The organism is Jiangella muralis, from assembly GCF_001270745.1.
GTDB classification, from domain to species: Bacteria; Actinomycetota; Actinomycetes; order Jiangellales; family Jiangellaceae; genus Jiangella; species Jiangella muralis.
Genome location: NZ_KQ434753.1, coordinates 131600 through 155144, shown reverse-complemented (window position 1 = coordinate 155144; position 23545 = coordinate 131600). Strand labels below are relative to the sequence as shown.

The following is a 23545-nucleotide window of genomic DNA, read 5'->3' as shown; positions in this document are numbered from 1 at the left end:
CCCGGGGGCCCCGCCACGCCGTCGAGGGCGGTGAAGCGGCCGCCGGCCTCCTCGACCACGATCGACGGGGCGGCCATGTCGTGCAGGGCCAGCTCCGGCTCTGCCGCGATGTCGACGGCGCCGTCGGCCAGCAGCATGTACGACCAGAAGTCGCCGTAGGCGCGGGTGCGCCAGCAGGCCCGGGTGAGGTCCAGGAAGGCCGGCAGCAGGCCGCGCTCCTCCCAGCCGGACAGCGACGAGTACGACAGTGACGCCCGCTCGAGCGACGTCACGGCCGACACCCGGCAGCGCGTGGCCGACGACAGCGACCGGCCGGTGTAGGCGCCGGTGCCGCGCGCCGCCCACCAGCGCCGGCTCAGCGCCGGGGCCGAGACGACGCCGGCGACGACCTCGTCCTCGACCATCAGCGCGATCAGCGTGGCCCAGACGGGGACGCCGCGCAGATAGTTCTTGGTGCCGTCGATCGGGTCGATGACCCAGCGGCGGGCGCCGTAGCCGCCGGCGCCGAACTCCTCGCCGACGACGGCGTCGCGGGGCCGGGCGCGTCCCAGCGTCCGCCGGATCGCCTCCTCGGTCGCCTTGTCCGCGTCGGTGACCGGAGACTGGTCGGCCTTGGTCTCGACGCGCAGGTCGGGGGCCCGGAACCGCGACATCGTCTGCGAATCGGCGTCGTCGGCCAGGACGTGAGCGAAGCGGAGGTCGTCGTCGTAGGCCACGATCGGTCAACCTACACGGTCCGAGACCCCTAGTCGCCGGCCTGACCGTCCCGGCTGGCCAGCAACCGGCGGTAGGACGCCAAGCGGTCCGGGTCGACGCGCCCGGCCGCCAGCGCCACGTCCAGCGCGCACTCCGGCGCGCCGTCGAAGTGGTGGCAACCCCGCGGGCACGCCGGCGTCTCGGCGGCGAGGTCGGGGAAGGCGAGGATCAGGCGGTTGGGGTCGACGTGCGCCAGGCCGAACGAGCGGATGCCCGGGGTGTCGATGACCCAGCCGCCATCCGGCAGCGGCAGCGCCACCGCGCTGGTCGACGTGTGCCGGCCCCGCCCGGTGACGACGTTGACCTTGCCGGTCGCGCGGTCGGCGCCCGGCACCAGCTGGTTCACCAGTGTTGACTTGCCGACGCCAGAGTGGCCGATCAGGACGGTGACGTGGTCGCGCAGATGCTCGGCCACCTCGCGGACGTCTGTTGTCTCGGTGCCCGGCGACCGGCGCGCCACGACGGCGGGGACCTGCAGCGGCGCGTACGCGTCGACCAGTGGCGCGGGGTCGGCGAGGTCGGCCTTGGTGATGCACAGCAGCGGCTCGATGCCGGCGTCGAACGCCGCGACGAGGGCGCGGTCGATCAGCCGCGGCCGGGGTTCGGGGTCGGCGACGGCGGTGACGATCATCAGCTGGTCGGCGTTGGCGACGATGACCCGCTCGACCGGATCGTCGTCGTCGGCGCTGCGCCGTAGCACCGTGGCCCGCTGCTCGACCCGCACGATGCGGGCCAGCGTGCCCGGCGCGCCGGACACCTCGCCGACCAAGCCGACGCGGTCGCCCACGACGACGGCCTTGCGGCCCAGCTCGCGCGCCGTCATCGCCGTCACGGTCCGGCCGTCGAGCACGCAGGTGTACCGGCCGCGGTCGACGGCGACCACCAGCGCCGGTATCGCGTCGGCGTGGGCCGGGCGGAGCTTGCTGCGCGGCCGCGAGCCGCGCCCCGGGCGGACCTTGACGTCGCGCTCGTCGTAGGACGAGGCGGCGGTCCGCCGGGCCATCACGCGGCCGGCTCCGCACCGAGAAGGGCGGCCCACATGCCGGGGAAGTCGGCCAGCGTCTTCGCGGTGGTCGCGATGTCCTCGACCTCGATGCCCGGCACCACCAGCCCGAGGACGGCGCCGGCCTGCGCCATGCGGTGGTCGGCGTAGCTGCGGAACACGCCCGCCCGCAGCGGCGCCGGCCGGATGTCGAGGCCGTCGGCGGTCTCGGTGACGTCGCCGCCCAGCCCGTTGATCTCGGCGGCCAGCGCGGCCAGCCGGTCGGTCTCGTGCCCGCGCAGGTGCGCGATGCCGCGCAGGTGCGACGGCGTGCCGGCGACGGCGGCGAGCGCGGCCAGGACGGGGGTCAGCTCGCCGACGTCGTGGAGGTCGGCGTCGAGGCCGAGCACCGTGCCGGTGCCGCGCACCGTCAGCAGGCCGTCGTCGAGCGAGACGCCGGCGCCCATGCGGGCCAGCAGGTCGCGCAGCTGCGCACCCGGCTGCGTGGTGGCCGACGGCCAGCGCGGCACCCGGACCGTCCCGCCGGTGAGCAGCGCGGCGGCGAGGAACGGCGCGGCGTTGGAGAGGTCGGGCTCGATGACGGTGTCGACGGCGCGGACGGCGCCGGGCTCGACCCGCCAGGTGTTCGCCGTGGCGTCGTCGACCTCGACGCCGCGCTCGCGCAGCATGGCCACCGTCATGTCGATGTGCGGCTGCGACGGGACCGGCTTGCCGTCGTGGTGGACGGTGACGCCCTTGTCGTAGCGCGGCGCCGACAGCAGCAGCCCGCTGACGAACTGCGACGACGCCGACGCGTCGATGGTGACGTCGCCGCCGGGGACCGCGCCGGTTCCGGCGACGGTGAACGGCAGCACGCCCCGCCCGCCGTCGTCGATCGCGACGCCGAGCGCTCGCAGCGCGTCGAGCACCGTGCCCATGGGCCGCAGCCGGGCCTGCGCGTCGCCGTCGAACCGGACGTCGCCGCTGGCCAGCGCCGCGACCGGCGGCACGAACCGCATGACGGTGCCGGCCAGGCCGGTGTCGACGGCGGCGTCGCCGCGGACCGGAGCGGGCGTGACGCGCACGGCGTCGCCCTCGGTCTCGATGCCGGCGCCGAGCGTGCGCAGCGCCTCGAGCATCAGCCGGGTGTCGCGCGCCAGCAGCGGATAGCGGACCAGCGACGGGCCGTCGGCGAGCGCGGCGAGCACGAGCGCGCGGTTGGTGATGGACTTCGAGCCGGGCAGCGCGACGGTGGCGTCGACCGGCGCGGCGGCGGTCGGTGCAGGCCAGAGCGGGGCAGTGGTGTCGGTCATCGGGCACCCAGCCTATCGGGTGCCCGACGACCGAACCTGGGGATCTACTCTGCTTCCACCCAGTCGAAGGTCCTCGTGACGGCCTTCTTCCAGGTGCCGTAGATCTTCTCGCGGTGGGCGTCGTCCATTGACGGCTCCCACTGCTTGTCCTGCGCCCAGTTGGTGCGGATGTCGTCCTCGCTGCCCCAGAACCCGACGGCCAGGCCGGCCGCATAGGCCGCGCCGAGCGCCGTCGTCTCCGCGACGACCGGCCGGATGACCGGGACGCCGAGGATGTCGGCCTGGAACTGCATGAGCAACTCGTTCGCCACCATGCCGCCGTCGACCTTGAGCGACGTCAGCGCCACCCCGGAGTCGGCGTTCATGGCGTCGATGACCTCGCGGGACTGGAAGGCCGTGGCCTCCAGGACCGCGCGGGCGATGTGCCCCTTGTTGACGAACCGGGTCAGCCCGACGATCGCCCCCCGAGCGTCGGACCGCCAGTACGGCGCGAACAGGCCGGAGAAGGCCGGCACGAAGTACGCCCCGCCGTTGTCGTCGACGCTGCGGGCCAGCGGCTCGATCTCGGGCGCCGCGCCGATGATGCCGAGGTTGTCGCGCAACCACTGCACCAACGAGCCGGTGACCGCGATGGAGCCCTCCAGCGCGTAGATGGCGTCGTTGTCGCCGATCTTGTAGCAGACGGTGGTGAGCAGGCCGTTCTCGCTCATCACCTTCTCCGTCCCGGTGTTGAGCAGGACGAAGTTGCCGGTGCCGTAGGTGTTCTTCGCCTCACCCGGCGACAGGCAGGCCTGGCCGAACGTGGCCGCCTGCTGGTCGCCGAGGATTCCGGCGACGGGTAGCCCGCCGAACGCGCCGCGCTCGCGGATGTTCCCGTACACCTCCGACGACGACCGGATCTCCGGCAGCATCGACATCGGGATGCCCATGTCGGCGGCATGCTCCTCGGCCCACGACAGCGTGTCGAGGTCCATCAGCATGGTGCGCGAGGCGTTGGTCGGGTCGGTGTAGTGCAGCCCGCCGTCCGGCCCACCCGTGGCGTTCCACAGCACCCAGGTGTCCATGTTGCCGAACACCAGGTCGCCGGCCTCGGCCTTGGCTCGCGCGCCGTCGACGTTGTCGAGGATCCACTTCACCTTCGGCCCGGAGAAGTAGGTCGCCAGCGGCAGCCCGGTCCGGGCGCGGTACCGGTCCGGTCCGCCGTCCTTCGCCAATTGGTCGACGATGCGGTCGGTGCGGGTGTCCTGCCACACGATGGCGTTGTAGACCGGCTTCCCGGTCGTGCGATCCCAGACGACGGCCGTCTCGCGTTGATTCGTGATGCCGACGGCCACGACGTCGCTGGTGACGAGGTCGCGCTTGGCCAGTGCCCCCGCGCAGACCTCACGGGTGTTGCGCCAGATCTCTTCCGGATCGTGCTCGACCCAGCCGGCCTGCGGGAAGATCTGTTTGTGTTCCCGCTGGTCGACGGAGACCACGCGACCGGAGTGATCGAAGATCATGCACCGGGTCGACGTCGTCCCCTGATCGATGGCGGCTACGTACTGACTCATCCCTTCTCCTCACATCGTCGTACGGGGCAGGCAGTACCCAGGCGGGTGCTCAGTAGATCGCCTTGGCCAGCAGCGCGCCGAGGGCGCCACCGATGAGCGGGCCCACCACGGGCACCCAGGAGTAACCCCAGTCGCTCGAACCCTTGCCCCGGATGGGCAGGAGCGCGTGCGCGATGCGGGGGCCGAGGTCACGGGCCGGGTTGATGGCGTATCCGGTCGGGCCACCGAGCGAGGCGCCGATGCCGACGACCAGAAGGGCGACGGGCAGCGGACCGAGGTCGACCGGCGAGTTGCCGAACGAGAGGATGACGAAGAGCAGCACGAAAGTGCCGATGACCTCCGTCATCGTGTTCCACAGCGGGTTGCGGATCTGCGGGCCGGTCGAGAACACGCCGAGCTGCTTGCCCTGGTCCTCTTCGGCGTCGAAGTGCTGCTTGAACGCCAGCCAGGCGACGACGGCACCGACGAACGCGCCACACAATTGGGCGAGCCAGTACGTCGGGACGTCGGACCACTCGGTCGTGCCTTCGATCGCCAGACCGAGGGTCACGGCCGGGTTGATGTGGGCGCCGGAATCGAACGCCACATACACGCCGGAGAAGACCGCGAGCCCCCAGCCGAAGTTGATGAGCAGCCAGCCCCCGCCGAGTCCTTTGCTCTGTGTCAGGATCGCTGTGGCGACCACACCGCAGCCCAGCAGCGTCAGCATCGCGGTGCCGAGGAACTCGCTCTGGAAGATGTCGCCGAAACTCAGGTCCATGTGAACCTCCGCTTCCGTTGACGACAACGGCCGTGGCGTCCCCGGTAACCCGGCTGGTCTCGGCAACGTTGCCAAGGGTCTCTTCGGAACTTACTGGTGCGTAGAGCAACTGTCTACGTTCTTCGCGACCTGAGCGGGTAGCGTGTTGCTGGGTGCCGCTGGCGGGAAGCGAACCTTGGTGGCATTCGACCGCTTATGCGCTCTGAGCTGCAAGGAGACGTGATCGACGTGACCGGTGTGAGTGAGCGGGCCGATACCGCCGGACCGAGCAGCCGGCTGGGGCCGCAGGCTCGGCAGGAGAATTGGGACCGGCTCGGCTCCGAACACTTCGACGTCGTGGTCATCGGCGGCGGCGTCGTCGGCACCGGATCCGCGCTCGACGCCGTCACCCGCGGGCTGCGGGTGGCGCTGGTCGAGGCGCGCGACTTCGCCGCCGGCACGTCCAGCCGGTCGAGCAAGCTGTTCCACGGTGGCCTGCGCTACCTCGAGCAGTTCGAGTTCGGCCTGGTCCGCGAGGCGCTGCACGAGCGCGAGCTGATGCTCACTCTCATCGCGCCGCACCTGGTGAAGCCGGTGCCGTTCCTCTATCCGCTCAAGCACCGCTGGTGGGAGCGCCCGTACACGGCGACCGGCCTGCTCATGTACGACACCCTGGGCGGCGCACGGTCCGTACCGGGGCAGAAGCACCTCACCCGGGCCGGGGCGCTGCGGCTGTTCCCCGGCCTGCGCCACGACGCCCTCATCGGCGGCGTCCGCTACTACGACGCCCAGTCCGACGACGCCCGCCACACCCTCACCGTCGCCCGCACCGCCGCCCACTACGGCGCCGTGGTGCGGTCGTCCACCCAGGTCATCGCGTTCTTGCGCGAGGCCGACCGCATCACCGGCGTCCGCGTGCGCGATGTCGAGACCGGCGCCGAGCAGGAGGTCACCGCCGACGTCGTCGTCAACTGCACCGGCGTGTGGACCGACGAGATGCAGCGGCTGGCCGGCACCCGCGGCCGGTTCCGGGTCCGGTCCAGCAAGGGCGTGCACATCGTCGTCCCGCGCGACCGCATCGCCGCCGAGAGCGGGCTGATCCTGCGCACGGAGAAGTCGGTGCTGTTCGTCATCCCGTGGCGCAGCCACTGGATCATCGGCACCACCGACACCGACTGGAACTTCGACCTCGCCCACCCGGCCGCCACCAAGGCCGACATCGACTACATCCTCGGGCACGTCAACTCCGTCCTCGCCACGCCGCTCACCCACGACGACATCGAGGGCGTCTACGCGGGGCTGCGGCCGCTGCTGGCCGGTGAGAGCGAGCAGAGCTCGAAGCTGTCGCGCGAGCACGCGGTGGCCCGGCCGGCGCCTGGCATGGTCGCCATCGCCGGCGGGAAGTACACCACCTACCGGGTCATGGCCAAGGACGCCATCGACGCCGCCCGCTCTGATCTTCGTGGCTGGATCCGCCCGTCCATCACCGACAAGGTGCCCCTCGTCGGCGCCGACGGCTACCACGCCCTCGTCAACCAGGTCGATCGCCTGGCCGACGAGTACGGCGTCCACCCGCACCGGCTGCGGCACCTGCTCGACCGCTACGGCTCGATGGTCTACGAGGTGCTGGCGCTGGCCGAGGGCCGGCCGGAGCTGCTGCAGCCGATCCCCGGCTCCGCCGACTACCTCCAGGTCGAGGTCGTCTACGCGGTCACCCACGAGGCGGCGCTGCACATCAGCGACGTGCTGACGCGGCGGACGCGCATCAGCATCGAGTACCCCCACCGTGGCCTCGAATCCGCCGAGGCCGTTGCCCGGCTCATGGCCGAGACCCTCGGCTGGGACGACGCCACCATCGCCCGCGAGGTCGACGTCTACCGCAAGCGCGTCGAAGCCGAACGCGCCTCCCAGACCGAGCCCGACGACCAAGCCGCCGACGACGCCCGCTCCGCCGCCCCCGAGTTCCGCCCCGGCGTCGCCGAACCAGTCGTCTAGTCCGGGCGTTGACCGTGATCATCCACCTTTTCGGTCGTCATGACAGCTCAGAAGGTTGATGATCATGACGGACGCCCGACTGCGGGTTTCGGGCGCACAGCGGCGGGCGAGTCGGCAGGTAGCCGGTTCGCGCGCGGCTCTGTCAGTGCCCGCCCGTAGGGTGGGCCCCACCCGGGCCGGGAGGGGTCGATCTACCACGGCGCGGCGCGGGTCAAGCGGTCCTCCGTCGCGCGAAGCGCCCAACCGAGTCCGCTGAGGCGGCCGATCGCGCCCCCGACAATGCGAGAGCAGCAGGGGGCTGGCGGAACGCGGCAGCCTCAACGCACGGTCGCCCGGCGCACGCGGCCCCGGCGTCGCCGAACCGGTCGTGTAGGCCGACCTTTCCATGATCATCGGCGATTCACCCCACTATGGTGTGGTGGATCGCCGATGATCATGGCGGGGGCCGCCGGAGCACCAGCCACACGGCCACGGCACACACAGCGAACCCGATGAGCGTCGCCAGGCCGAGCGAATCCCCGAACATCACCCACGCCCACACCGCGGTCGTCGGGGGAGTGAGGTAGAGCAGGCTGCTCACCCGGGTCGCCCCGCCGCGGCGCAGCACCAGCAGGTAGGCGCCGTATCCACCGGCGGTCGACAGCACCAGCACCCACGCGACCGCCCACCAGAACCCGCCTGACTCCGGCACGGTGAGCCGCCCGAAGGCGACCGCCTCGCCGGTGAACGCCACCGCGGCGACGGCCACGTGCACGCTCAACGCCGCCGCGATCCCGCCGGCCGGCCGCCAGCGTTGCTCGAGCACCGTCCCCGCCGACAACGCCAGCATCCCGCCGACCGGCAGCAGGTAGATCCACACCGGCCCACCGCCGCCGATGTCGGAGGCGACGACGATGCCGACGCCGGCCAGGCCGAGCCACAACCCGAGCCGCGCGCGGCCGCTGACCGTCTCGCCGAGCAGCCGGCGCGCGGCGGTGGCGACGACCAGTGGCTGCAGGGCCGCGATCAGCGCCGCCGTGCCCGCCGGCACGCCGAGACCGATGCCGGTGACGACGCCGCCGAGATACAGCGTCTGCGACAACAGGCCGACGACGGCGTGCCGGCCGAGGTCGCGGCGGGCCAGCCGGAGCAGTGTCGGCGCGACGACGGGCAGCAGCAGCGCCGCGGCGACGAGGTAACGCCACGCCAGCAGCGTGTCCGCGGGCGCGTGCTCGGTGCCGAGCCGGGCGCCGATGAACCCGCTGCTCCAGAACACGACGAGAGCGGCCGCCGCGCCGACGTCGACGGCGGATGCGCGCGCGGTGCCCGAGGCCGGGCCGCCCGGAGCCAGGCTGCCCGAGGCCGGGCCGCCCGAGGCCGAACTGCCCGGAGCGGGACTGCCCTGACCGGGGCCGTTCGGACCGGAGGCGCGCTGCGTCGTGGTCATGCCGTCGATGTAAACACACCGGTCGGTATACTGTCAGTGTCCACGAAGGAGGCAGGCATGGCCGCACGGCAACCGGGCACCCTCACACCGGCGGGACAGCGGCTGCTCGACACCGCGAGCGCGTTGTTCTACCAGCACGGCATCCGCGCCGTCGGCGTCGACGCCATCGCCGAGGCGGCCGGCACCACGAAGAAGACGCTGTACGACCGGTTCGGCTCGAAGGACGCGCTGGTCGCGCTGTATCTGGGCCGCCGGTTCGAGCGGTGGAGCGCGTTCGTCGCCGCGTACCTCGACGAGCACGCGCCCGACGAGGGGCCCGGCCGGGTCCTGGCGGTGTACGACGCGCTCGCGGAGTGGCAGCGCGACGCCGAGCGGGGGTGCGCGTTCGTCAACGCGTTCGCCGAGATCGGCGGCACCGAGCATCCCGGCGTCGCGGTGATCCGGGCGGAGAAGGAGGCGGTCCGCGCGCTCTACGTCCGCCTGGTCGCCGAGGCCGGCGTCCCGGAGGCGGCGGCGACGGAGCTGGGATTGCGGCTGGCCCTCCTGCACGAGGGCGCCCTGGTCACGATGACGGCCGGCGGGCAGCCCGACGCGTTGAGGCGCGCCCGCGCCGCCGCCGCCGACCTGCTGGCGGCCGCCCTGCGCTGACGCGCCGCTCACCCAGCGGTGACGCGCCGGGCCCGAGCCGTCAGGGCTTGGCGCGGTGCTGCACCGAGCGCAGACCCGCCTTGGCCTGGCCGGCGGTGGCCCTGGCGGCCAGCCGGGCCTCGCGCTTGGCCGTCTTCGTCGCCCGCTTCGCGTCCTTGGCCGCGCGCCGCGCCCGCCACGACAGCCCCGGCTTGCCCTCGGTGTCGACGCTGGCCAGCAGCAGCCCACCGGCGAGGCCGACGTTCTTCATGGCCTGGATGCGCTGGGTGTTGCGCTGGGCGGGGTCCTCGACGGTCCAGAACGGGTGTCCCGCCCAGGTGGTCGGGACCAGGGAGGCGAGCAGCGCCACCGACGCCAGCCGGGGGAACCGGCCGGTGGCCAGCGCCAGCCCGGCCCCGATCTGCACGCCGGCGTTGATGCGCACGAGCGCCTTCGGGTCCGTCGGCAGCTGCGGCGCGCTCTTCTGCAGCGTGGGGCCGAAGCGGTCGGCGAACGTGGTGGCGGCCGCAACGCCCGGCTCGGGGTCGCGCAGGCGCTGCGCGCCTTGGACGACGAAGATCGTCGCGAGCATCGGGCGGGCGATCATTCGGACGAGGCTCATACCCCTTGCCTACCATGAAACCCGCGCGTGCCGGTGCGAGGATGGGCGTATGTGCGGACGGTACGCGGTCAGCCAGAGCGCCGACGACCTCGCCGACGAGTTCGGCGTCGAGCGGGACGAGGTGCGCGAGCGCCTCGATCCCGACTGGAACGTCGCGCCGACGAAGAAGGTCTACGCGGTGATGACCCGCGGGAAGAAGGACGAGCCCGACGTGCCGCCGACGCGCCGGCTGCGCACGCTGCGCTGGGGCCTGGTGCCGTCGTGGGCCAAGGAGGTCGCCATCGGCAACCGGCTGATCAACGCCCGGGTCGAGACCGCGGCCGAGAAGCCGGCCTTCCGCAAGGCGTTCCAGCTGCGCCGGTGCATCCTCCCGGCCGACGGCTTCTACGAGTGGCGCGGCGAGAAGGGCCAGAAGCAGCCGTTCTTCATCCACCCGAAGGACGGTTCGCTGGCGATGGCCGGGCTGTACGAGATCTGGCGCGACAAGAGCAAGCCCGACGACGCCGACGACGCGTTCGTGTGGTCGGTGGTCATCCTCACCACCGACGCCACCGACGACGTCGGCCAGATCCACGACCGCATGCCGATGCTGGTCGGCGCGGACAGCTGGGAGCGCTGGCTCGACCCCACCATCAAGGACGCCGACGACGTCACGCGGCTGCTCACTCCGGCGGTGCCCGGCGTGCTCGACGCCTACCCGGTGTCGACCGACGTCAACAAGGTCGGCAACAACGGGCCGCACCTCGTCGACCCGGTGGAGCTGTGATGGCGCCGGCCCGCACGACGGTGAGCACGCCCATCGGCGACGCGGCGTTCTGGACCGACGCCGCCGACGAACCGCGGCTGCGGCTGGTGCTGGGGCACGGCGCCGGCGGCGGCCCGAAGGCGGCCGACCTCGAGGCGCTGTCCCTGGCGCTGCCTGCCGAGGGGGTCACCGTCGTCCGGTTCGAGCAGCCGTGGCGACTGGCCGGCAAGAAGGTCGCGCCGCGCCCGCCGGTGCTCGACGAGGCGTGGCTGGCGGCGCTCGCGACCCTGCCGCGCGACGTGCCGCTGGTGCTGGGCGGACGCAGCTCCGGCGCGCGCGTCGCCTGCCGAACGGCCGCCGAGCTGGACGCCGCCGCCGTCGTCTGCCTGGCGTTTCCGCTGCACCTGCCCGGCAAGCCGGAGGCGTCGCGGCTGCCCGAGCTGACCGGCGCCGCCGAGAAGCTGCCGGTGCTCGTCGTGCAGGGCGAGCGCGACACCTTCGGCCGCCCGGACGAGTTCCCGTCCGGCCCGCACCGGCTGGTCACCGTCCCCGGCGCCGACCACGGGATGAAGGTGCTCAAGGGCCAGTCGCAGCGCGCGGCCGTCGACGCCGTCGTGGCCGCCGTCAGCGCGTTCCTGGCCCCGCTCGGGGAATGAACCGGGCACGGTCGCCGTTGACGCCAGCGGAACACCGAGCTTGGAGGTTTCAGCTAACTGTGAGTGCCACGTGCTTGGAGCGACCGGCAGCCGATGCCGTCGCGCCGGTAGACTTGACGGTGATGGCTGATCAGGAGAGTGCCGAGCAGCGTACGCAGCGCTTCGAGCGCGATGCGTTGCCGTATCTCGACCAGTTGTACTCGGCCGCGCTGCGCATGACCCGCAACGCGAGCGATGCCGAGGACCTGGTCCAAGAGACGTTCGCCAAGGCCTACGCCTCGTTCCACCAGTTCAAGGAGGGAACGAACCTCAAGGCGTGGCTCTACCGCATCCTGACCAACACCTTCATCAACACCTACCGGAAGAAGCAGCGCGAGCCGCAGCAGAGCGCCACCGAGGAGATCGAGGACTGGCAGATGGCGCGGGCCGAGGCGCACACCTCGTCCGGCCTGCTCTCGGCCGAGGCTGAGGCGCTGGCGCACCTGCCCGACTCCGACGTGAAGAACGCCCTGCAGGAGATCCCCGAGGAGTTCCGCATCGCGGTCTACCTCGCCGATGTCGAGGGCTTCCCGTACAAGGAGATCGCCGACATCATGGGCACGCCCATCGGCACGGTGATGTCCCGGCTGCACCGTGGGCGGCGTCAGCTGCGCGGGCTGCTCGAGGACTACGCCCGTGAGCGTGGGCTGGTGCCGAAGGTCACTCAGGAGGTCGGAGGATGAGCTGCAACGACGACGAAGTCGACTGCGCTGAGGTACTCGATCGGGTCTACGTCTTCTTCGACCACGAGCTCGATGACCGCGCCCTCACCTACGACGAGATCAAGGCGCACCTCGACGACTGCCAGCCGTGCCTGTCGACCTACGACATCGAGCGGGTCATCCGCGAGGCGTTGGCCCGGGCCTGCGGCTGCGACCACGCGCCTGACGACCTGCGGCTGAAGATCCGAGCCCGCATCGAGGAGGTCCGGGTGCAGATGACCCGGACGCCCTGACCACAGGCTTCGCACAGACGAGAGCCCCGGACCTGCCGTCGCAGGTTCGGGGCTCTCGTCGCCTAGGGGCGCCTCAATCAGGAGTTGGGGCGCTTGCCGTGGTTGGCGGCGCTCTTCTTGCGCGAACGGCGCTTGCGTGCCTTCTTGCCCATGGCGAGCTGACTCCTCTCCGGGATCGGTGTGCTGCCGGCGGACGGTAGACCGTCACGCGGTGACGCGCGGCGACTCCGCCGCGGTCGCGTCGTCGTCCATTGTCGCACGGTCGTCGGCCGGTTCCGGCGGGGGCGGCGGCGGGGTGGCCGGCCGTGGCCGCGGCACGGGCCGCTGCTGCGGACGTCGCGGCGTCTCGGCACGCTCCCGGGCCGGCGCCGTGCGCCGTCCGGTCATCGCCGTGGCCAGCGCGGCCGCGACGCCGGCGGCCACCGCGAGGTCGCCCGGGCTGACCGCCTCGGGGCGGGGCGGGAACGCGACCGGGATGGCCTTGCCCAGCCACGGCAGCCGGGTGTCGTCGCCGGCGAGCGTGACGACACCCTCGTCCGGCCGCTCCGCCACCGTGGTCTCGACGCCGGCCCGCTGCTGCGCCGGCGCGGACACCGGCATGCCGCCGTTGAGCAGGATGACCAGGCCGTTCGCCGCCAGGCCGAGCGCGATCAGCCGCGCGCCGTGGTAGGAGCGGTTGAGCCAGGCGTAGAACGCGAGCGTGCACCAGCACAGCGCCGTCATGGCGGGCAGCAATGGCTCCCAGACCCAGCTGCCGGCCACGCCGACGGCATAGGCGCCCAGCGCGGTGAGGATGAGCCGGCTGCGGACGGGCGGGCGCTCGCCCAGCCGGCGCAGCCGCCCGCCGCGTGCGTACCCTGCCGCCAGGCCGGCGGCCAGGGCGAGCAGGAGGAGCGCCATATCATCATCCTGACCCGGACCGCCGCGGAACCGGGGTACGCCACGCCCGGGGGCCGTGGTGGAATGCTGCTCAGCGGCGAGAGGAGTCAGCACGTGGCCGAGCAGGTGGCCGCCGAGATGGTGGCCAATGTCCACTCCGTGGCGGTATCCGTGGGCGAGCGGGTCGATGCGGGGGCGACCCTGCTGATCCTGGAGTCCATGAAGATGGAGATCCCGGTCCTGTGCGAGGACGCCGGCCTGGTGTCCGAGATCAAGGTCGGGCCCGGCGATGTCGTCCAGGAGGGCGACGTGCTGGTCGTCATCTCGTGACCGCGCTCGCACCGGGCCTGACGGCGGCCGAATCGCACACCGTCACCGAGGTCGACACCGCGCTGGCGGTCGGGTCCGGCGACGTCCCCGTGCTGGCGACGCCGCGGCTGGTGGCGTGGATGGAGGCCGTGACCGTGGCCGCCGTCGACGACGCGCTCGCGGACGGTGACACCACGGTGGGCACCCGGGTGGAGGTCGATCACGTCGCGGCGAGCCCGCTCGGCGCCCTCGTGGAGGTGCGCGGCGAGCTGACCGCCGTCGACGGGCGGGCCCTGCGGTTCTCCGTCGTCGCTCTCGGCGCCGACGGCGAGCCGGTGGGTCGTGGGACGATCACCCGGGCCGTTGTGGGGCGCGAGCGGTTCCTGGCGCGCTGGGCGCAGCGGGCGTAGGGAGCTCAGGCCGTCTGGGCGCCCGCGAGCAGCTTGCGCAGCAGCGCGGCCAGCCGTGCCGACTCGTCGGGGGTGAGGCCGGCCGCCCGCAGGCGGCGCGCTGGGCCTCGAGGCCCGCCACCAGGGCGCGCCGGTCGTGCGGGTCGGGGAGCGGCGGACCAGGCCGGCCCGTTCCAGGCGGTCGAGACGGCCGGTCATGCCGCCGCTGGTGAGCATCAGCGTGGCGGCGAGCTGGCGGGGTGAGAGCGTGTAGGGCTCGCCGCTGCGGTGCAGTGTGGCGAGGACGTCGAACTCGCCGCGCGTGGTGCCCACCTCGCGTGCGTCCGCTCGACCCGTTCGGCCACGGCGTCAGCGGTGCGGTAGACCCGGCCGTAGATCTCCATGGGCGTGGTCTCGAGGTCCGGCCGAGGAGCGCGTGCCCACGGCCGCAACCTCGCCGGCTACGCCTACCTCACGCTCGCGGGCACCGCGCGTGCTGGTCTGCTGTCGCGTCCTGGTCCACCGTCACGCCCAGCGGGCGGTTTCGAGCGCAGAAGCGTGACAGGAAACCAGGACGTGACGTGAGACCAGGACGCCGACGGCGGAGAACCCGGCGAACGGTGCATACCGCGGCTTCGGGCTGTGCCACTGGGGTCAGCGGGCGTAGGGGTGGGTCGGAAGGGTCGGCGACCAGTCGTCTTCGGCCCGCGGGAGCGGGTCGCGCCGAGGGCCGCCGCCGGAGACCGCCCACCGGGCCGCGGAGCCCGCGGCGGCGAGTGCGACTGCCAGGACCAGGAGAACGAGTAATGTGCTCATGGCAGTAATTCTGCTCTCGACGGGATCCTGCCAACAGTGGCAGGACTGCCAGTAGGCATCGACTTCCTGCCAGTCGTCTGGCAGACTGTTGGAATGCTGCGAAATGTCGCTGTCCTGGTGCTCGACGGGGTCGCCCCGTTCGAGCTCGGTGTGCTCTGTGAGGCGTTCGGCATCGACCGCTCCGACCAGGGTCTGCCGGTCATGGACTTCGATCTGTGCGGGCCGTCCCCGCAGGTCCGCACGTCGCTCGGCTTCGGGGTGACGATGGAGCACGGCCTCGACCGGCTGGCGTCGGCCGACCTCATCGGCATCCCTGCCGTGCCGCGGGTGAACCCGATCCCCGACGACGTGCTCGACGCGCTGCGCGCCGCCGTCGACCGCGGGGCGCGGGCGATGTCGGTCTGCTCCGGCGCGTTCGTGCTGGGCGCCGCCGGCCTGCTCGACGGCCGCCGCTGCACCACGCACTGGATGTACAGCGCCGAACTGGCCGCCCGGTTCCCCGAGGCCAAGGTCGACCCCGGCGTGCTCTACGTCGACGACGACCCGATCATCACCAGCGCCGGCACGGCCGCCGGGCTCGACGCCAGCCTGCACCTGTGGCGCAAGGAGTTCGGCGCCGACGCCGCGGCCATGGTCGCGCGGCGCATGGTCGTCCCGCCGCATCGCGACGGCGGCCAGGCGCAGTTCATCGAGGCGCCGATCCGGGCCACCACCGCCCACACGCTGGCCGGCGTCGTCGACTACATGACGGCCCACCTCGACCAGGACCTCACCGTCGAGGACCTCGCCACGCTGGCGAACATGTCACCGCGCACGTTCGCCCGCCGGTTCCGCGCCGAGACCGGCACCACGCCGTACGAATGGCTGCTGACGGCCCGGCTGGCGGCGGCGCAGCGCATGCTCGAACGCGGCGACGACGTCGTCGAGACGGTGGCCACCCGGGCCGGCTTCGGCACGGCGGCGGCCATGCGGCACCACTTCGCCAAGCGGCTGGGCACGACGCCGCAGGCCTACCGGGCCGCCTTCTGCGAGCGCCGCCCGGCATCCTAGGACGCGGCTCAGATGCCCGTCGTCGAGCGGGGGTAGGCGACCTTGGGGTCGCACTGGACGTTGACGAGGTAGGGGACGCCGGAGTCGAACGCGCGGCGCAGCGCCGGGCCGACGTCGCCGGGCTCGGTGACGGTCTCGCCGGCCCCGCCGAGCGCCTCGACGACGGCGTCGTAGCCGGTGTCGGGGCGGAGATCGGCGGCGACGTCGTAGCCGTACAGGAACCGCATCGGGTGCTTCTCCAGGCCCCACACGCCGTTGTTGCCGACCACCATGACCACCGGGAGGTCGTGCCGGACGAGCGTGTCGACGTCCATCAGCGACATGCCGGCGGCGCCGTCGCCGTAGAGCAGTACGACCTGGCTGTCGGGACGGGCCAGCCGGGCGGCCGCCGCGGCACCCGCGCCGGCGCCGAGGCAGCCGTACGGGCCGGGGTCGAGCCAGCAGCCGGGCCGGCCGGGCTCGATCAGCTTGCCGGCCCACGACACGAAGTCGCCGCCGTCGCCGACGACCACGGCGTCGTCGTCGAGGAGGCGGTTCAGCTCGCCGTAGATGCGCGCCGGATGGATCGGTTCGCCCTCCGACGCCAGCAGCGGGGCGTCGCGCTCGACTGCCGCCGCCGCCTGGTCGCGCAGGCCGTTCGCCCAGTCGTCCCAGCGTCGCGTCGCCCGCAGCGAGTGCAGGATGCCGTCGAGCATCATGGTGAGGTCGCCGGACGCGCTGGCGGCCAGCTCGACGTGCGTCGCCAGGCCTTCGGGGGAGTCGGTGACGTGCACGACCTTGGCCGGTGCGGCGCCGTCCGAGCCGCCGAAGGTGCCGAAGCCGAGCCGGAAGTCCAGCGGCGTGCCCACCACGACGACAAGGTCGGCGTTCTTGAACGCGGCCGAGCGGGCCCGGTTGACCAGCAGCCGGTGCCCCTTCGGCAGCACGCCGCGGCCCATGCCGTTGGCCACGACCGGGATGCCGGTCTCGTCGGCGAAGCGCAGCGCGGCCGCCTCGGCGCCGTCCATCCAGACGTCCGAGCCGAGGACGATGACCGGGTGCCGCGCCGCACTGATCAGCCCGCCGATGGCGGCGAGGCTGTCGGGATCGGGCTCGGCCCGCGGCGCCGGCGGGGTGAGCTCGAGCGTGACGTCGGCGAAGCTGTACAGCTCGTCCATCGGGACGTCGACGAAGACCGGCCCGCGGTGCGCCGAGCGGGCCACGCTGAGCGCGCGGTCGACCACCGGGCCGACGTCGGCCGCCTTGGCCGCCGTCGTCGACAGCTTCGTGACCGGCGCCAGCAGCGGCGGGTGGTCGAGCTCCTGCAGCGCGCCGGTGCCCCAGCGCCAGGCGGGGGCGCGGCCACCGACGGCCAGCAGCGGGACGCCGCTGAAGTAGGCCTGCGCGATGCCGCTGACGCCGTTGGTGACGCCCGGGCCCGCGGTGAGCACGACCAGCCCCGGCTCGCGGGTGAGCTTCGCGGTGGCCTCGGCGCCGAAGACGGCGGTCTGCTCGTGCCGCACGTCGACGATGCGGGTGGGCGACTCGGCCTTGACGACGGCGTCGTACAGCGGGAACACGTGGGCGCCGGACAGTGTCCACATGGTGCCGACGCCGTGCGCCTCGGCGACGGCCAGCGCGTGCTGGCCGGCGTGGCCGCTGAGGGTGAGGTCTTTGCGCTGCGAAATACTCACGCGTTCACCGTACCGGAATCCATGCTCCGATCGTGGGCAAGTGGTCCGAGCGCCTCGTGCAGGGCCCGCAGCTGCGCGTCGTCCAGCCGGAGCAGCTCGGCCGGCGGCGCGTACATGGCGCTGAGCAGCTCCGTTCGCATCGCCGCGCCGCGCGCCGTCAGTACGACCAGCCGGGCCCGGCGGTCGGTCGGGTGGACCCGGCGCTCGGCGAGGTCGAGGCGTTGCAGGCGGTCGACCGTCCAGGTGGCGGTGGACGCGTCGCACCGCCACTCGGCAGCGAGGTCCTTCAGCGTCCGGCCGTCCTCGGCGTCCAGCGAGTGCAGCGCCTTGTACTCGTTCGCCGTCAGTCCGAGCCGGGCCAGGACGGCGTCGCGCTCGGGCCGGGAGCCGATGAGCAGGTCGAACATCAGCCGCCAGGTGTCGGCGGCGAGCGTGGCGTGGTCGGTCACGTGGCCAGCATACTGCTTGGATGACTCCAATAGTTTGACGAATCCAAATATTTGGTTCTAGGGTCGAGTCATGAAGGTCAGCATCAGCGTCACCAACTACACCTGGCCCGGCGGCGGCCTCACCGACGACCTGACGCGCGTCGTGCGCACCGCCGACCACGCCGGCATCGACACCCTCTGGGTCGCCGACCATCTACTGCAGGGCGACCCGACCGCGCAGCTCGAGGACCCGATGCTCGAGGCGTACACCACACTCGGCTATCTCGCCGGGCAGACCGAGCGGATCAGGCTGGGCACCATGGTGTCGGCCGCGACCTTCCGTGCCCCGGCGCTGCTCATCAAGGCCGTCACGACGCTCGACGTGCTCTCGCGCGGCCGCGCATGGTTCGGCGTCGGCGCCGGTTACCACGGCGAGGAAGCCCGCATGATGGGGCTGTTCCTGCCGTCGGTCGCCGAGCGGTTCGAGCGGCTGGAGGAGCTGCTGCGGCTGGCGAAGCAGATGTGGGCCGGCGACGAGTCGCCGTTCCAGGGCGTCCACTACCAGCTGGACCGGCCCATCGGCAGCCCGCTGCCGGCCACCCGGCCACACCCGCCGATCGTCATCGGCGGGACGGGGGAGAAGGTCACGCTGCGGCTGGTCGCGCAGTACGCCGACGCCTGCAACCTGTTCGACATCCCCGACGGCGGGCAGACCGTCCGGCACAAGCTCGACGTGCTGGCCCGCCACTGCGACACCGTCGGCCGCCCGTTCGACGAGATCGAGAAGACACTGGCCATGGCGCTGGAACCGGGCGAGTCCGCCGGCTCCTTCGCCGGTCGCGCCCGCGCGGCCCGCGACCTCGGCTTCGAGCACATCGGCGTCATCGTCCGCGGCAGCGCCTGGACCGAGCAGCAGGTCGAGACCGTCGCGGCCGCGACGGCCGTCTAGGTTCGGTTGGTCTCCGAACCCCGGCACGACTGTGCCCCCCGGCGCGTCACTGGGTGGGATCACTGTGTGTGCCGGGTGGCGTCGCTGTTGCCAGGGGAACAGTGATCTACCCCACTCGACGCAGCGATCTCACACAGTGGCGTTGGGGGATCGTGCAAAGGACGCGTCGGCCACAGTTTGCGGCAGTGGGCGAACGTTGGCCGATGTCCGTTGGCCGTTCGTGCCGGTGCGCCGTTGGGTGTCCTCGATTCCCGGAGCCGTCTTCGATGGCGGGGGTCGTGTTCGAGGAGCCTTTCGGACGTTTCTCGCCATCGAAGACGGCTCCGGGCATCGAGGTGTGCCCAGACTGCCCCCGTCCCCCTGATAGGGCCCGGGGCCGCGGGGCCGCGGGTCAAGTACGCCCCGTCGTCGCGAAGCGACCCCCTTGGGCGGACTTGAGGCGCGGTTTCGAGGCTAAGAGAATGGGCGCCAGGGGGACGGCCAACGTGCGGACCAGGGCGAACGTGGCAGACCCGGGTGCACGGCCGGCCAGTCAACGCGAAGCGATCGCTGTCAACGCTGGCGGTACAGCCAGGGCGCGCTGGAGCGCAGCGTCGCCTGCAGCGCGAGCAGCAGGTCGGAGCGGACCGCAGGCATCGGGCGCACGGTGCTGGCGACGTTCTGCGCCGGAGTGCCCTGCACGCCCAGCAGCAGCTGCAGGTGCAGCGCCCGCAGGTAGTCGAGGGTGTTCTCGCGCGCCGCGGCCCGCGACGACGGCGGGCGGGCGTCGTCGCGCCAGGCCTGGGCCAGCCGCTCCAGCCAGCCTTCCAGCGGCTCGATGCTGACGAGGTCGCGGTGCAGCACCGACATGGTCGCGTACGCGAGCCGCTGTTCCTCGCCGGCGGAGAACCGGTGCCGCGTCGGCGTGGTCAGCCGCTCGGCGACGACGTCGAGCAGGACGCGTAACTCGTCGGCGCTCAGATGCCGCGACGCGCTCAGCGCGCCGAGCACGTCGGCGCCGTGCACGAGGGCGTTGGCCCAGCCCTGGTTGGGGGTCCAGCCGCGGAGGTCGCGCTCGCCGAGGAGCCAGCCGACCGCTTGGTCGGCCCACGTCAGGACGGCGGCCGGGTGCAGCCCGTGGGTGGTGTTGTCGCGGGCGATGACCTCGGACAGCACGCTCGCGGAGAACGAGCGGCGCAGCACGGTGTCGGTGCTCTCTTCGCCGAGGCCCTTCTTCAGCCCGAGCGCCAGCCCGTCGCCGAGCCCGATCAGCAGGTCGTCGTAGACGCCCTCGCGGATCCAGGTCTGCAGCACCGAGCGGGCGATGTCCTCGCGCACGTGCGGGTCGGTGTCGCCGAGCATGGTGACCAGCTCGATCGTGAGCTCGTCGAGGGCAGCACCCTGGGGTAGCCGGAAGCCGTCGGCGACGACCTGCTCCCAGTAGGACTGCTGCACGGAGCAATCCTCGCAGAACCACCTCCATGGAGGGAAGCGACGTGACGAGAGCTACGCTCAGTGACGTGCCGTCGCTCAACGACGTCGTCCAGCGTCACACCGATCTCTCCGAGGCCGACCTCGACTGGTTGCATGCGCTCATCGCCGACTGGCAGTTGCTGGCCGACCTCTCCTTCGCCGACCTCGTCCTCTGGGTGCCCGACCGCGACGGCGACGGCTACCGGGCCGTCGCCCAGATGCGTCCGACCACCGGCCCGACCGCCTACGTCGAGGACCTCGTCGGGACGTACCTGGCGAAGGGCCGCCGGCCGCTCATCGACACCGCCTACGCCGAGGGCGTCATCCGCCGTGAGGGCGACCCGGAGTGGTGGGACGACGTCCCGGTGCGGGTCGAGGCGATCCCGGTGCGCCACGACGGCCGCGTCATCGCCGTCATCGGCCGGCACACCAACCTCATCGCGGTCCGCACGCCGAGCCGGTTGGAGCTGTCCTATCTCGAGTGCGGCAGCCAGCTGGCCACGCTGATCACCGAGGGCCGGTTCCCGCACTCCACCCGCACCGACATGGGTCGCCGCGGCGCGCCCCGGGTCGGCGACGGCCTGGTCCGACTCGACGCCGACGGCCAGGCGCTGTACGCCAGCCCCAACGCCGTGTCCGTCTACCGGCGGCTCGGCCTGGCCGCGGACCTCGTCGGCCAGCACCTCGGCAAGGCGACCGCCGCCCTGGCGCCGCCGCCGGGCGCGCGGGACGAGCCGCTGGAGGACGTGCTCGGCGGACGGCAGCACATCCGCACCGAGATCGAGGGCAACGGCACCGTCATGACGTTGCGGATCATCCCGCTCGACCCGGGCGGGCAGCACGTCGGCGCGCTGGCGCTGTGCCGCGACGTCACCGAGGTGCGGCGGCGCGAGCGGGAGCTGCTGACCAAGGACGCGACGATCCGCGAGATCCACCACCGGGTGAAGAACAACCTGCAGACGGTCGCGGCGCTGCTGCGGTTGCAGTCGCGGCGCATCGGGTCGGCGGAGGGACGGGCGGCGCTGGACGAGGCGGTGCGCCGGGTCGGCTCGATCGCGATCGTGCACGAGACGCTGTCGCAGACCGTCGACGACACCGTCGCCTTCGACGACGTCGCGGACCGCCTGCTCGGCATGGTCGCCGAGGTGGCCGCCACGACGTCGGACGTGCGGGCGACCCGGTCGGGGACGTTCGGGATCCTCGCCGCCGAGACCGCGACGCCGCTGGCCATGACGCTGACCGAGGTCCTGCAGAACGCCGTCGAGCACGGCCTCGGCCGGCGCGGCGGCGCGGTGCTGCTGACGGCGGAACGGTCGGACGGCCGGCTGCTGGTGACGGTCGACGACGACGGCGTCGGCCTGCCGCCCGGCTTCGACGCGACCACCACCGGGAACCTCGGGCTGCAGATCGTCCGGTCACTGGTGGTGGGGGAGTTGGGCGGGACGCTCGACATCGGGCCGCGCGCCGGCGGCGGCACCCGGGTCGTGCTGGACCTGCCGGTCGAGGCGGAGTCGCCCCGCTGAGGAACGGGCGGCCGGGTGCGGACGTACCGACGCCCCGCCAATCCGGGGTGCTGGCGGGGCGTAGCGTTCAGGCGCGAGTGTCGGCTTCGGGTGTTCCGGCTCAGTAGGCTCGCGCGCGGGCTCGGGCATTGCGACGCTTGAGAGCGCGACGCTCGTCCTCGGACAGCCCGCCCCACACGCCGGCGTCCTGGCCGCTCTCAAGAGCCCAGCTCAGGCAGGCTTCGCGTACGTCGCAGCGGCGGCAGACGGTCTTGGCCTCCTCGATCTGGAGCAGCGCGGGCCCGGTGTTCCCGATGGGGAAGAACAGCTCTGGGTCCTCGTCTCGACAGGCGGCACGGTGGCGCCAATCCATGGTTCTCACAGCTCCTTTATGGTGGTGCCGGGCGGCTCTGCCGACCAGCCACGTTGCAGTACGTGAATTCGTTCACGAATCCCTGCCCGGCCCTGTGGTTTCGTGGGCCGAGGGGATGACGCGAAGTCTTACGGCGGTCTGCTGCGCGCTCGAAGTGCGCGGCTCACCGCGTCGCCCTACCAGGGTGACAAGTTCGTGATGCATCTACAAGGGCTTTGTGTAATCCGTCTCATGAAGGTCGGTGTAGCGTCGGTCACAGCATCGGCTCAAAACAGCCAAGATGGGACGATAACTGGCACCTCTGGCCCTGGCAAGGGTCCTGCGGACCTGCATCTGGCAGGTTCGACGTGCTCACCGGCTTCGGATCGACGGAAACCGGCGTTCAGTACGCGATGCGCAGCGCCCGCGGCACCGAGGTCAGCGTGATCTCCGTCCGCTCACCGATGTAGTCGCCGTCGACCTGCACCGGCAGTGGTGCGGGCGCGCGCAGCACGAGTTCCTTGCGGTCGTGCAGGGACACGACGGCCCGCCCGCGCGGCCCCCGCCGGGTCGTCAGCTGGGCGAGGTGCAGCAACGTCGGCGCCAGCCGCAGGCTGGTCAGCCCGAACACGTCGAGACCGGCGTTGAGGTCGGACAACGGGGTGGGCCGCAGCGGCCGGGCGCCGAGATACGTCCACGGCGTGCAGTTCGTGACGATGACGACGGCCAGCCCGGCGACCGGCGTCGCCCCGTCGGCCGTCAGCTCGATGGTGCCGCGCCGCCGCTCGGGCTGGGCGAAGAACCGGCGGACGGCGGTGCGCACGTACAGCTGGACGGTGGACACGCGGCCGCGCTCGCGCTCGTCCTCGACGGCGTGGATGACGTCGGCGTCGAGCCCGAACCCGGCGGTGAAGGTGAAGAACCGGTCGTCGAGCCGGCCGAGCCCGATGCTCTGCCGTCGTCCGGCGCGCAGCGCGTCCAGCAGCAGGCCGGTGGCCTCGATGGCGTTCTCAGGGATGCCGAGGTTGCGGGCCAGCACGTTGGTGCTGCCGCCCGGGATGATCGCGATGTCGGGGACGGTCTCGCCGTCGGCCGGCGCGGGGTCGAGCAGGCCGTTGACCACCTCGTTCACGGTGCCGTCGCCGCCGACCGACACGATCAGGCCGACGCCGTCGGCCCGGGCCTTCCTGGTCAGCTCGATGGCGTGGCCGCGGTGCGTGGTCTCGGCGACCTCGAGGTCGAGATCGTTGCTCAGCGCCGCCAGCAGCACGTCGCGGGTGCGCACGGACGTCGTCGTGGCGTTCGGGTTGAGGACGACGAGGGCGCGCATGCCTGACA

25 protein-coding genes and 2 pseudogenes are annotated in these 23545 nt (G+C 72.4%); 11 read left to right on the top strand and 16 right to left on the bottom strand.

The genetic code is table 11. The features are described from left to right. The 5 genes and pseudogenes from ACW62_RS32970 to ACW62_RS06470 form a co-directional block, all read right to left on the bottom strand. Window positions 1-719: pseudogene (locus tag ACW62_RS32970) on the bottom strand (inositol monophosphatase family protein); the annotation flags it as partial. 26 nt (window positions 720-745) lie between these two features. Next, the gene (gene rsgA, locus ACW62_RS06485; protein WP_053203273.1) at window positions 746-1759 is read right to left on the bottom strand and encodes a ribosome small subunit-dependent GTPase A; all 1014 of its coding nucleotides are present in this window, start codon (window positions 1757-1759) and stop codon (window positions 746-748) included. Then, window positions 1759-3051, bottom strand: coding sequence for a 3-phosphoshikimate 1-carboxyvinyltransferase (gene aroA, locus ACW62_RS06480; protein ID WP_053203272.1), 1293 nt, complete (start codon window positions 3049-3051; stop codon window positions 1759-1761). The genes rsgA and aroA overlap by 1 nt, the downstream gene beginning before the upstream one ends. 44 nt (window positions 3052-3095) lie before the next feature. Beyond that, window positions 3096-4604: a glycerol kinase GlpK gene (gene glpK / locus ACW62_RS06475; RefSeq protein WP_053203271.1), complete on the bottom strand. Its 1509-nt coding sequence runs from the start codon at window positions 4602-4604 to the stop codon at window positions 3096-3098. 49 nt (window positions 4605-4653) lie between these two features. Beyond that, the gene (locus tag ACW62_RS06470) at window positions 4654-5364 is read right to left on the bottom strand and encodes an MIP/aquaporin family protein (RefSeq protein ID WP_420843555.1); all 711 of its coding nucleotides are present in this window, start codon (window positions 5362-5364) and stop codon (window positions 4654-4656) included. Window positions 5365-5592: 228 nt separating this feature from the next. Here ACW62_RS06470 and ACW62_RS06465 point away from each other — a divergent pair, with 228 nt between their 5' ends. After that, window positions 5593-7338 carry a glycerol-3-phosphate dehydrogenase/oxidase gene (locus tag ACW62_RS06465; protein ID WP_240477251.1) on the top strand — a complete coding sequence of 582 codons (1746 nt, stop codon included), beginning with the start codon at window positions 5593-5595 and terminating at the stop codon, window positions 7336-7338. A gap of 433 nt (window positions 7339-7771) precedes the next feature. Here the strand turns inward: ACW62_RS06465 and ACW62_RS06460 are convergent, their stop codons facing one another. Next, entirely contained in the window at window positions 7772-8764 is a 993-nt protein-coding gene (locus ACW62_RS06460; RefSeq protein ID WP_083459354.1) for a DMT family transporter, read from the bottom strand. A gap of 57 nt (window positions 8765-8821) precedes the next feature. Here ACW62_RS06460 and ACW62_RS06455 point away from each other — a divergent pair, with 57 nt between their 5' ends. Then, window positions 8822-9412: a TetR/AcrR family transcriptional regulator gene (locus tag ACW62_RS06455; protein ID WP_053203270.1), complete on the top strand. Its 591-nt coding sequence runs from the start codon at window positions 8822-8824 to the stop codon at window positions 9410-9412. Window positions 9413-9452: 40 nt separating this feature from the next. Here the strand turns inward: ACW62_RS06455 and ACW62_RS06450 are convergent, their stop codons facing one another. Next, complete coding sequence (locus ACW62_RS06450) at window positions 9453-10013, bottom strand: DoxX family protein (protein ID WP_053203269.1); 561 nt, start codon at window positions 10011-10013, stop codon at window positions 9453-9455. Between the two features lie 49 nt (window positions 10014-10062). On the opposite strand from ACW62_RS06450, the gene ACW62_RS06445 reads away from it, so the two are divergent. The 4 genes from ACW62_RS06445 to rsrA all read left to right on the top strand — a co-directional run bounded on the left by ACW62_RS06445 (window position 10063) and on the right by rsrA (window position 12408). Next, window positions 10063-10779, top strand: a complete 717-nt coding sequence (locus ACW62_RS06445; protein WP_053203268.1) for an SOS response-associated peptidase — start codon at window positions 10063-10065, stop codon at window positions 10777-10779. Further along, on the top strand, window positions 10779-11414 hold the full coding sequence (locus tag ACW62_RS06440; RefSeq protein WP_053203267.1) for an alpha/beta hydrolase family protein: 636 nt from the start codon (window positions 10779-10781) through the stop codon (window positions 11412-11414). The genes ACW62_RS06445 and ACW62_RS06440 overlap by 1 nt, the downstream gene beginning before the upstream one ends. 122 nt (window positions 11415-11536) lie before the next feature. Continuing rightward, window positions 11537-12136, top strand: a complete 600-nt coding sequence (locus ACW62_RS06435) for a sigma-70 family RNA polymerase sigma factor (RefSeq protein WP_053203266.1) — start codon at window positions 11537-11539, stop codon at window positions 12134-12136. Next, entirely contained in the window at window positions 12133-12408 is a 276-nt protein-coding gene (gene rsrA, locus ACW62_RS06430) for a mycothiol system anti-sigma-R factor (protein ID WP_053203265.1), read from the top strand. Before ACW62_RS06435 ends, rsrA begins: the two co-directional genes overlap by 4 nt. A 77-nt stretch (window positions 12409-12485) precedes the next feature. Here rsrA and ACW62_RS36475 read toward each other — a convergent pair whose 3' ends face one another. Continuing rightward, window positions 12486-12560 (bottom strand): 50S ribosomal protein bL37, encoded by a 75-nt coding sequence (locus tag ACW62_RS36475; protein ID WP_370246331.1) that lies wholly within the window; start codon window positions 12558-12560, stop codon window positions 12486-12488. Between the two features lie 52 nt (window positions 12561-12612). Then, entirely contained in the window at window positions 12613-13308 is a 696-nt protein-coding gene (locus ACW62_RS06425) for a DUF5317 domain-containing protein (protein ID WP_053203264.1), read from the bottom strand. Between the two features lie 93 nt (window positions 13309-13401). Between ACW62_RS06425 and ACW62_RS06420 the strand changes: the two genes are divergently transcribed. Continuing rightward, on the top strand, window positions 13402-13617 hold the full coding sequence (locus tag ACW62_RS06420; RefSeq protein ID WP_053203574.1) for a biotin/lipoyl-binding carrier protein: 216 nt from the start codon (window positions 13402-13404) through the stop codon (window positions 13615-13617). Next, window positions 13614-14006: a thioesterase family protein gene (locus ACW62_RS06415; RefSeq protein WP_053203263.1), complete on the top strand. Its 393-nt coding sequence runs from the start codon at window positions 13614-13616 to the stop codon at window positions 14004-14006. Before ACW62_RS06420 ends, ACW62_RS06415 begins: the two co-directional genes overlap by 4 nt. A gap of 5 nt (window positions 14007-14011) precedes the next feature. Here ACW62_RS06415 and ACW62_RS36470 read toward each other — a convergent pair. Both ACW62_RS36470 and ACW62_RS33825 read right to left on the bottom strand, forming a co-directional pair. Further along, window positions 14012-14437, bottom strand: a pseudogene (locus ACW62_RS36470) (MarR family winged helix-turn-helix transcriptional regulator). A gap of 202 nt (window positions 14438-14639) precedes the next feature. Next, on the bottom strand, window positions 14640-14801 hold the full coding sequence (locus ACW62_RS33825; protein ID WP_157574447.1) for a hypothetical protein: 162 nt from the start codon (window positions 14799-14801) through the stop codon (window positions 14640-14642). Window positions 14802-14894: 93 nt separating this feature from the next. Between ACW62_RS33825 and ACW62_RS06410 the strand changes: the two genes are divergently transcribed. Next, complete coding sequence (locus ACW62_RS06410; RefSeq protein WP_053203262.1) at window positions 14895-15851, top strand: GlxA family transcriptional regulator; 957 nt, start codon at window positions 14895-14897, stop codon at window positions 15849-15851. Between the two features lie 8 nt (window positions 15852-15859). Here ACW62_RS06410 and ACW62_RS06405 read toward each other — a convergent pair whose 3' ends face one another. Together ACW62_RS06405 and ACW62_RS06400 are read right to left on the bottom strand one after the other, a co-directional pair. Further along, a complete protein-coding gene (locus tag ACW62_RS06405) occupies window positions 15860-17524 on the bottom strand; it encodes an acetolactate synthase (RefSeq protein WP_205629174.1) in 1665 nt (554 codons plus the stop codon). Next, on the bottom strand, window positions 17521-17973 hold the full coding sequence (locus ACW62_RS06400; protein ID WP_053203261.1) for a MarR family winged helix-turn-helix transcriptional regulator: 453 nt from the start codon (window positions 17971-17973) through the stop codon (window positions 17521-17523). Before ACW62_RS06400 ends, ACW62_RS06405 begins: the two co-directional genes overlap by 4 nt. A 70-nt stretch (window positions 17974-18043) precedes the next feature. On the opposite strand from ACW62_RS06400, the gene ACW62_RS06395 reads away from it, so the two are divergent. After that, the gene (locus ACW62_RS06395; RefSeq protein WP_053203260.1) at window positions 18044-18901 is read left to right on the top strand and encodes an LLM class F420-dependent oxidoreductase; all 858 of its coding nucleotides are present in this window, start codon (window positions 18044-18046) and stop codon (window positions 18899-18901) included. A 552-nt stretch (window positions 18902-19453) separates the two neighbouring features. Here ACW62_RS06395 and ACW62_RS06390 read toward each other — a convergent pair. Then, window positions 19454-20335 carry a DUF2785 domain-containing protein gene (locus tag ACW62_RS06390; protein WP_053203259.1) on the bottom strand — a complete coding sequence of 294 codons (882 nt, stop codon included), beginning with the start codon at window positions 20333-20335 and terminating at the stop codon, window positions 19454-19456. 65 nt (window positions 20336-20400) lie between these two features. Here ACW62_RS06390 and ACW62_RS06385 point away from each other — a divergent pair, with 65 nt between their 5' ends. Continuing rightward, complete coding sequence (locus ACW62_RS06385; RefSeq protein WP_420843554.1) at window positions 20401-21876, top strand: sensor histidine kinase; 1476 nt, start codon at window positions 20401-20403, stop codon at window positions 21874-21876. A gap of 100 nt (window positions 21877-21976) precedes the next feature. Here ACW62_RS06385 and ACW62_RS06380 read toward each other — a convergent pair whose 3' ends face one another. Both ACW62_RS06380 and ACW62_RS06375 read right to left on the bottom strand, forming a co-directional pair. Then, complete coding sequence (locus ACW62_RS06380) at window positions 21977-22228, bottom strand: WhiB family transcriptional regulator (RefSeq protein ID WP_053203257.1); 252 nt, start codon at window positions 22226-22228, stop codon at window positions 21977-21979. Between the two features lie 382 nt (window positions 22229-22610). Continuing rightward, complete coding sequence (locus ACW62_RS06375; RefSeq protein ID WP_053203256.1) at window positions 22611-23537, bottom strand: diacylglycerol/lipid kinase family protein; 927 nt, start codon at window positions 23535-23537, stop codon at window positions 22611-22613. Window positions 23538-23545 lie beyond the last annotated feature (8 nt).

Coding starts and splice junctions, on each gene's coding strand:
- rsgA (WP_053203273.1), bottom strand. CDS start 1,759: ATGGCCCGGCGGACCGCCGCCTCGTCCTACGACGAGCGCGACGTCAAG.
- aroA (WP_053203272.1), bottom strand. CDS start 3,051: ATGACCGACACCACTGCCCCGCTCTGGCCTGCACCGACCGCCGCCGCG.
- glpK (WP_053203271.1), bottom strand. CDS start 4,604: ATGAGTCAGTACGTAGCCGCCATCGATCAGGGGACGACGTCGACCCGG.
- ACW62_RS06470 (WP_420843555.1), bottom strand. CDS start 5,364: ATGGACCTGAGTTTCGGCGACATCTTCCAGAGCGAGTTCCTCGGCACC.
- ACW62_RS06460 (WP_083459354.1), bottom strand. CDS start 8,764: ATGACCACGACGCAGCGCGCCTCCGGTCCGAACGGCCCCGGTCAGGGC.
- ACW62_RS06455 (WP_053203270.1), top strand. CDS start 8,822: ATGGCCGCACGGCAACCGGGCACCCTCACACCGGCGGGACAGCGGCTG.
- ACW62_RS06450 (WP_053203269.1), bottom strand. CDS start 10,013: ATGAGCCTCGTCCGAATGATCGCCCGCCCGATGCTCGCGACGATCTTC.
- ACW62_RS06445 (WP_053203268.1), top strand. CDS start 10,063: ATGTGCGGACGGTACGCGGTCAGCCAGAGCGCCGACGACCTCGCCGAC.
- ACW62_RS06440 (WP_053203267.1), top strand. CDS start 10,779: ATGGCGCCGGCCCGCACGACGGTGAGCACGCCCATCGGCGACGCGGCG.
- ACW62_RS06435 (WP_053203266.1), top strand. CDS start 11,537: ATGGCTGATCAGGAGAGTGCCGAGCAGCGTACGCAGCGCTTCGAGCGC.
- rsrA (WP_053203265.1), top strand. CDS start 12,133: ATGAGCTGCAACGACGACGAAGTCGACTGCGCTGAGGTACTCGATCGG.
- ACW62_RS06425 (WP_053203264.1), bottom strand. CDS start 13,308: ATGGCGCTCCTCCTGCTCGCCCTGGCCGCCGGCCTGGCGGCAGGGTAC.
- ACW62_RS33825 (WP_157574447.1), bottom strand. CDS start 14,801: ATGAGCACATTACTCGTTCTCCTGGTCCTGGCAGTCGCACTCGCCGCC.
- ACW62_RS06410 (WP_053203262.1), top strand. CDS start 14,895: ATGCTGCGAAATGTCGCTGTCCTGGTGCTCGACGGGGTCGCCCCGTTC.
- ACW62_RS06395 (WP_053203260.1), top strand. CDS start 18,044: ATGAAGGTCAGCATCAGCGTCACCAACTACACCTGGCCCGGCGGCGGC.
- ACW62_RS06380 (WP_053203257.1), bottom strand. CDS start 22,228: ATGGATTGGCGCCACCGTGCCGCCTGTCGAGACGAGGACCCAGAGCTG.
- ACW62_RS06375 (WP_053203256.1), bottom strand. CDS start 23,537: ATGCGCGCCCTCGTCGTCCTCAACCCGAACGCCACGACGACGTCCGTG.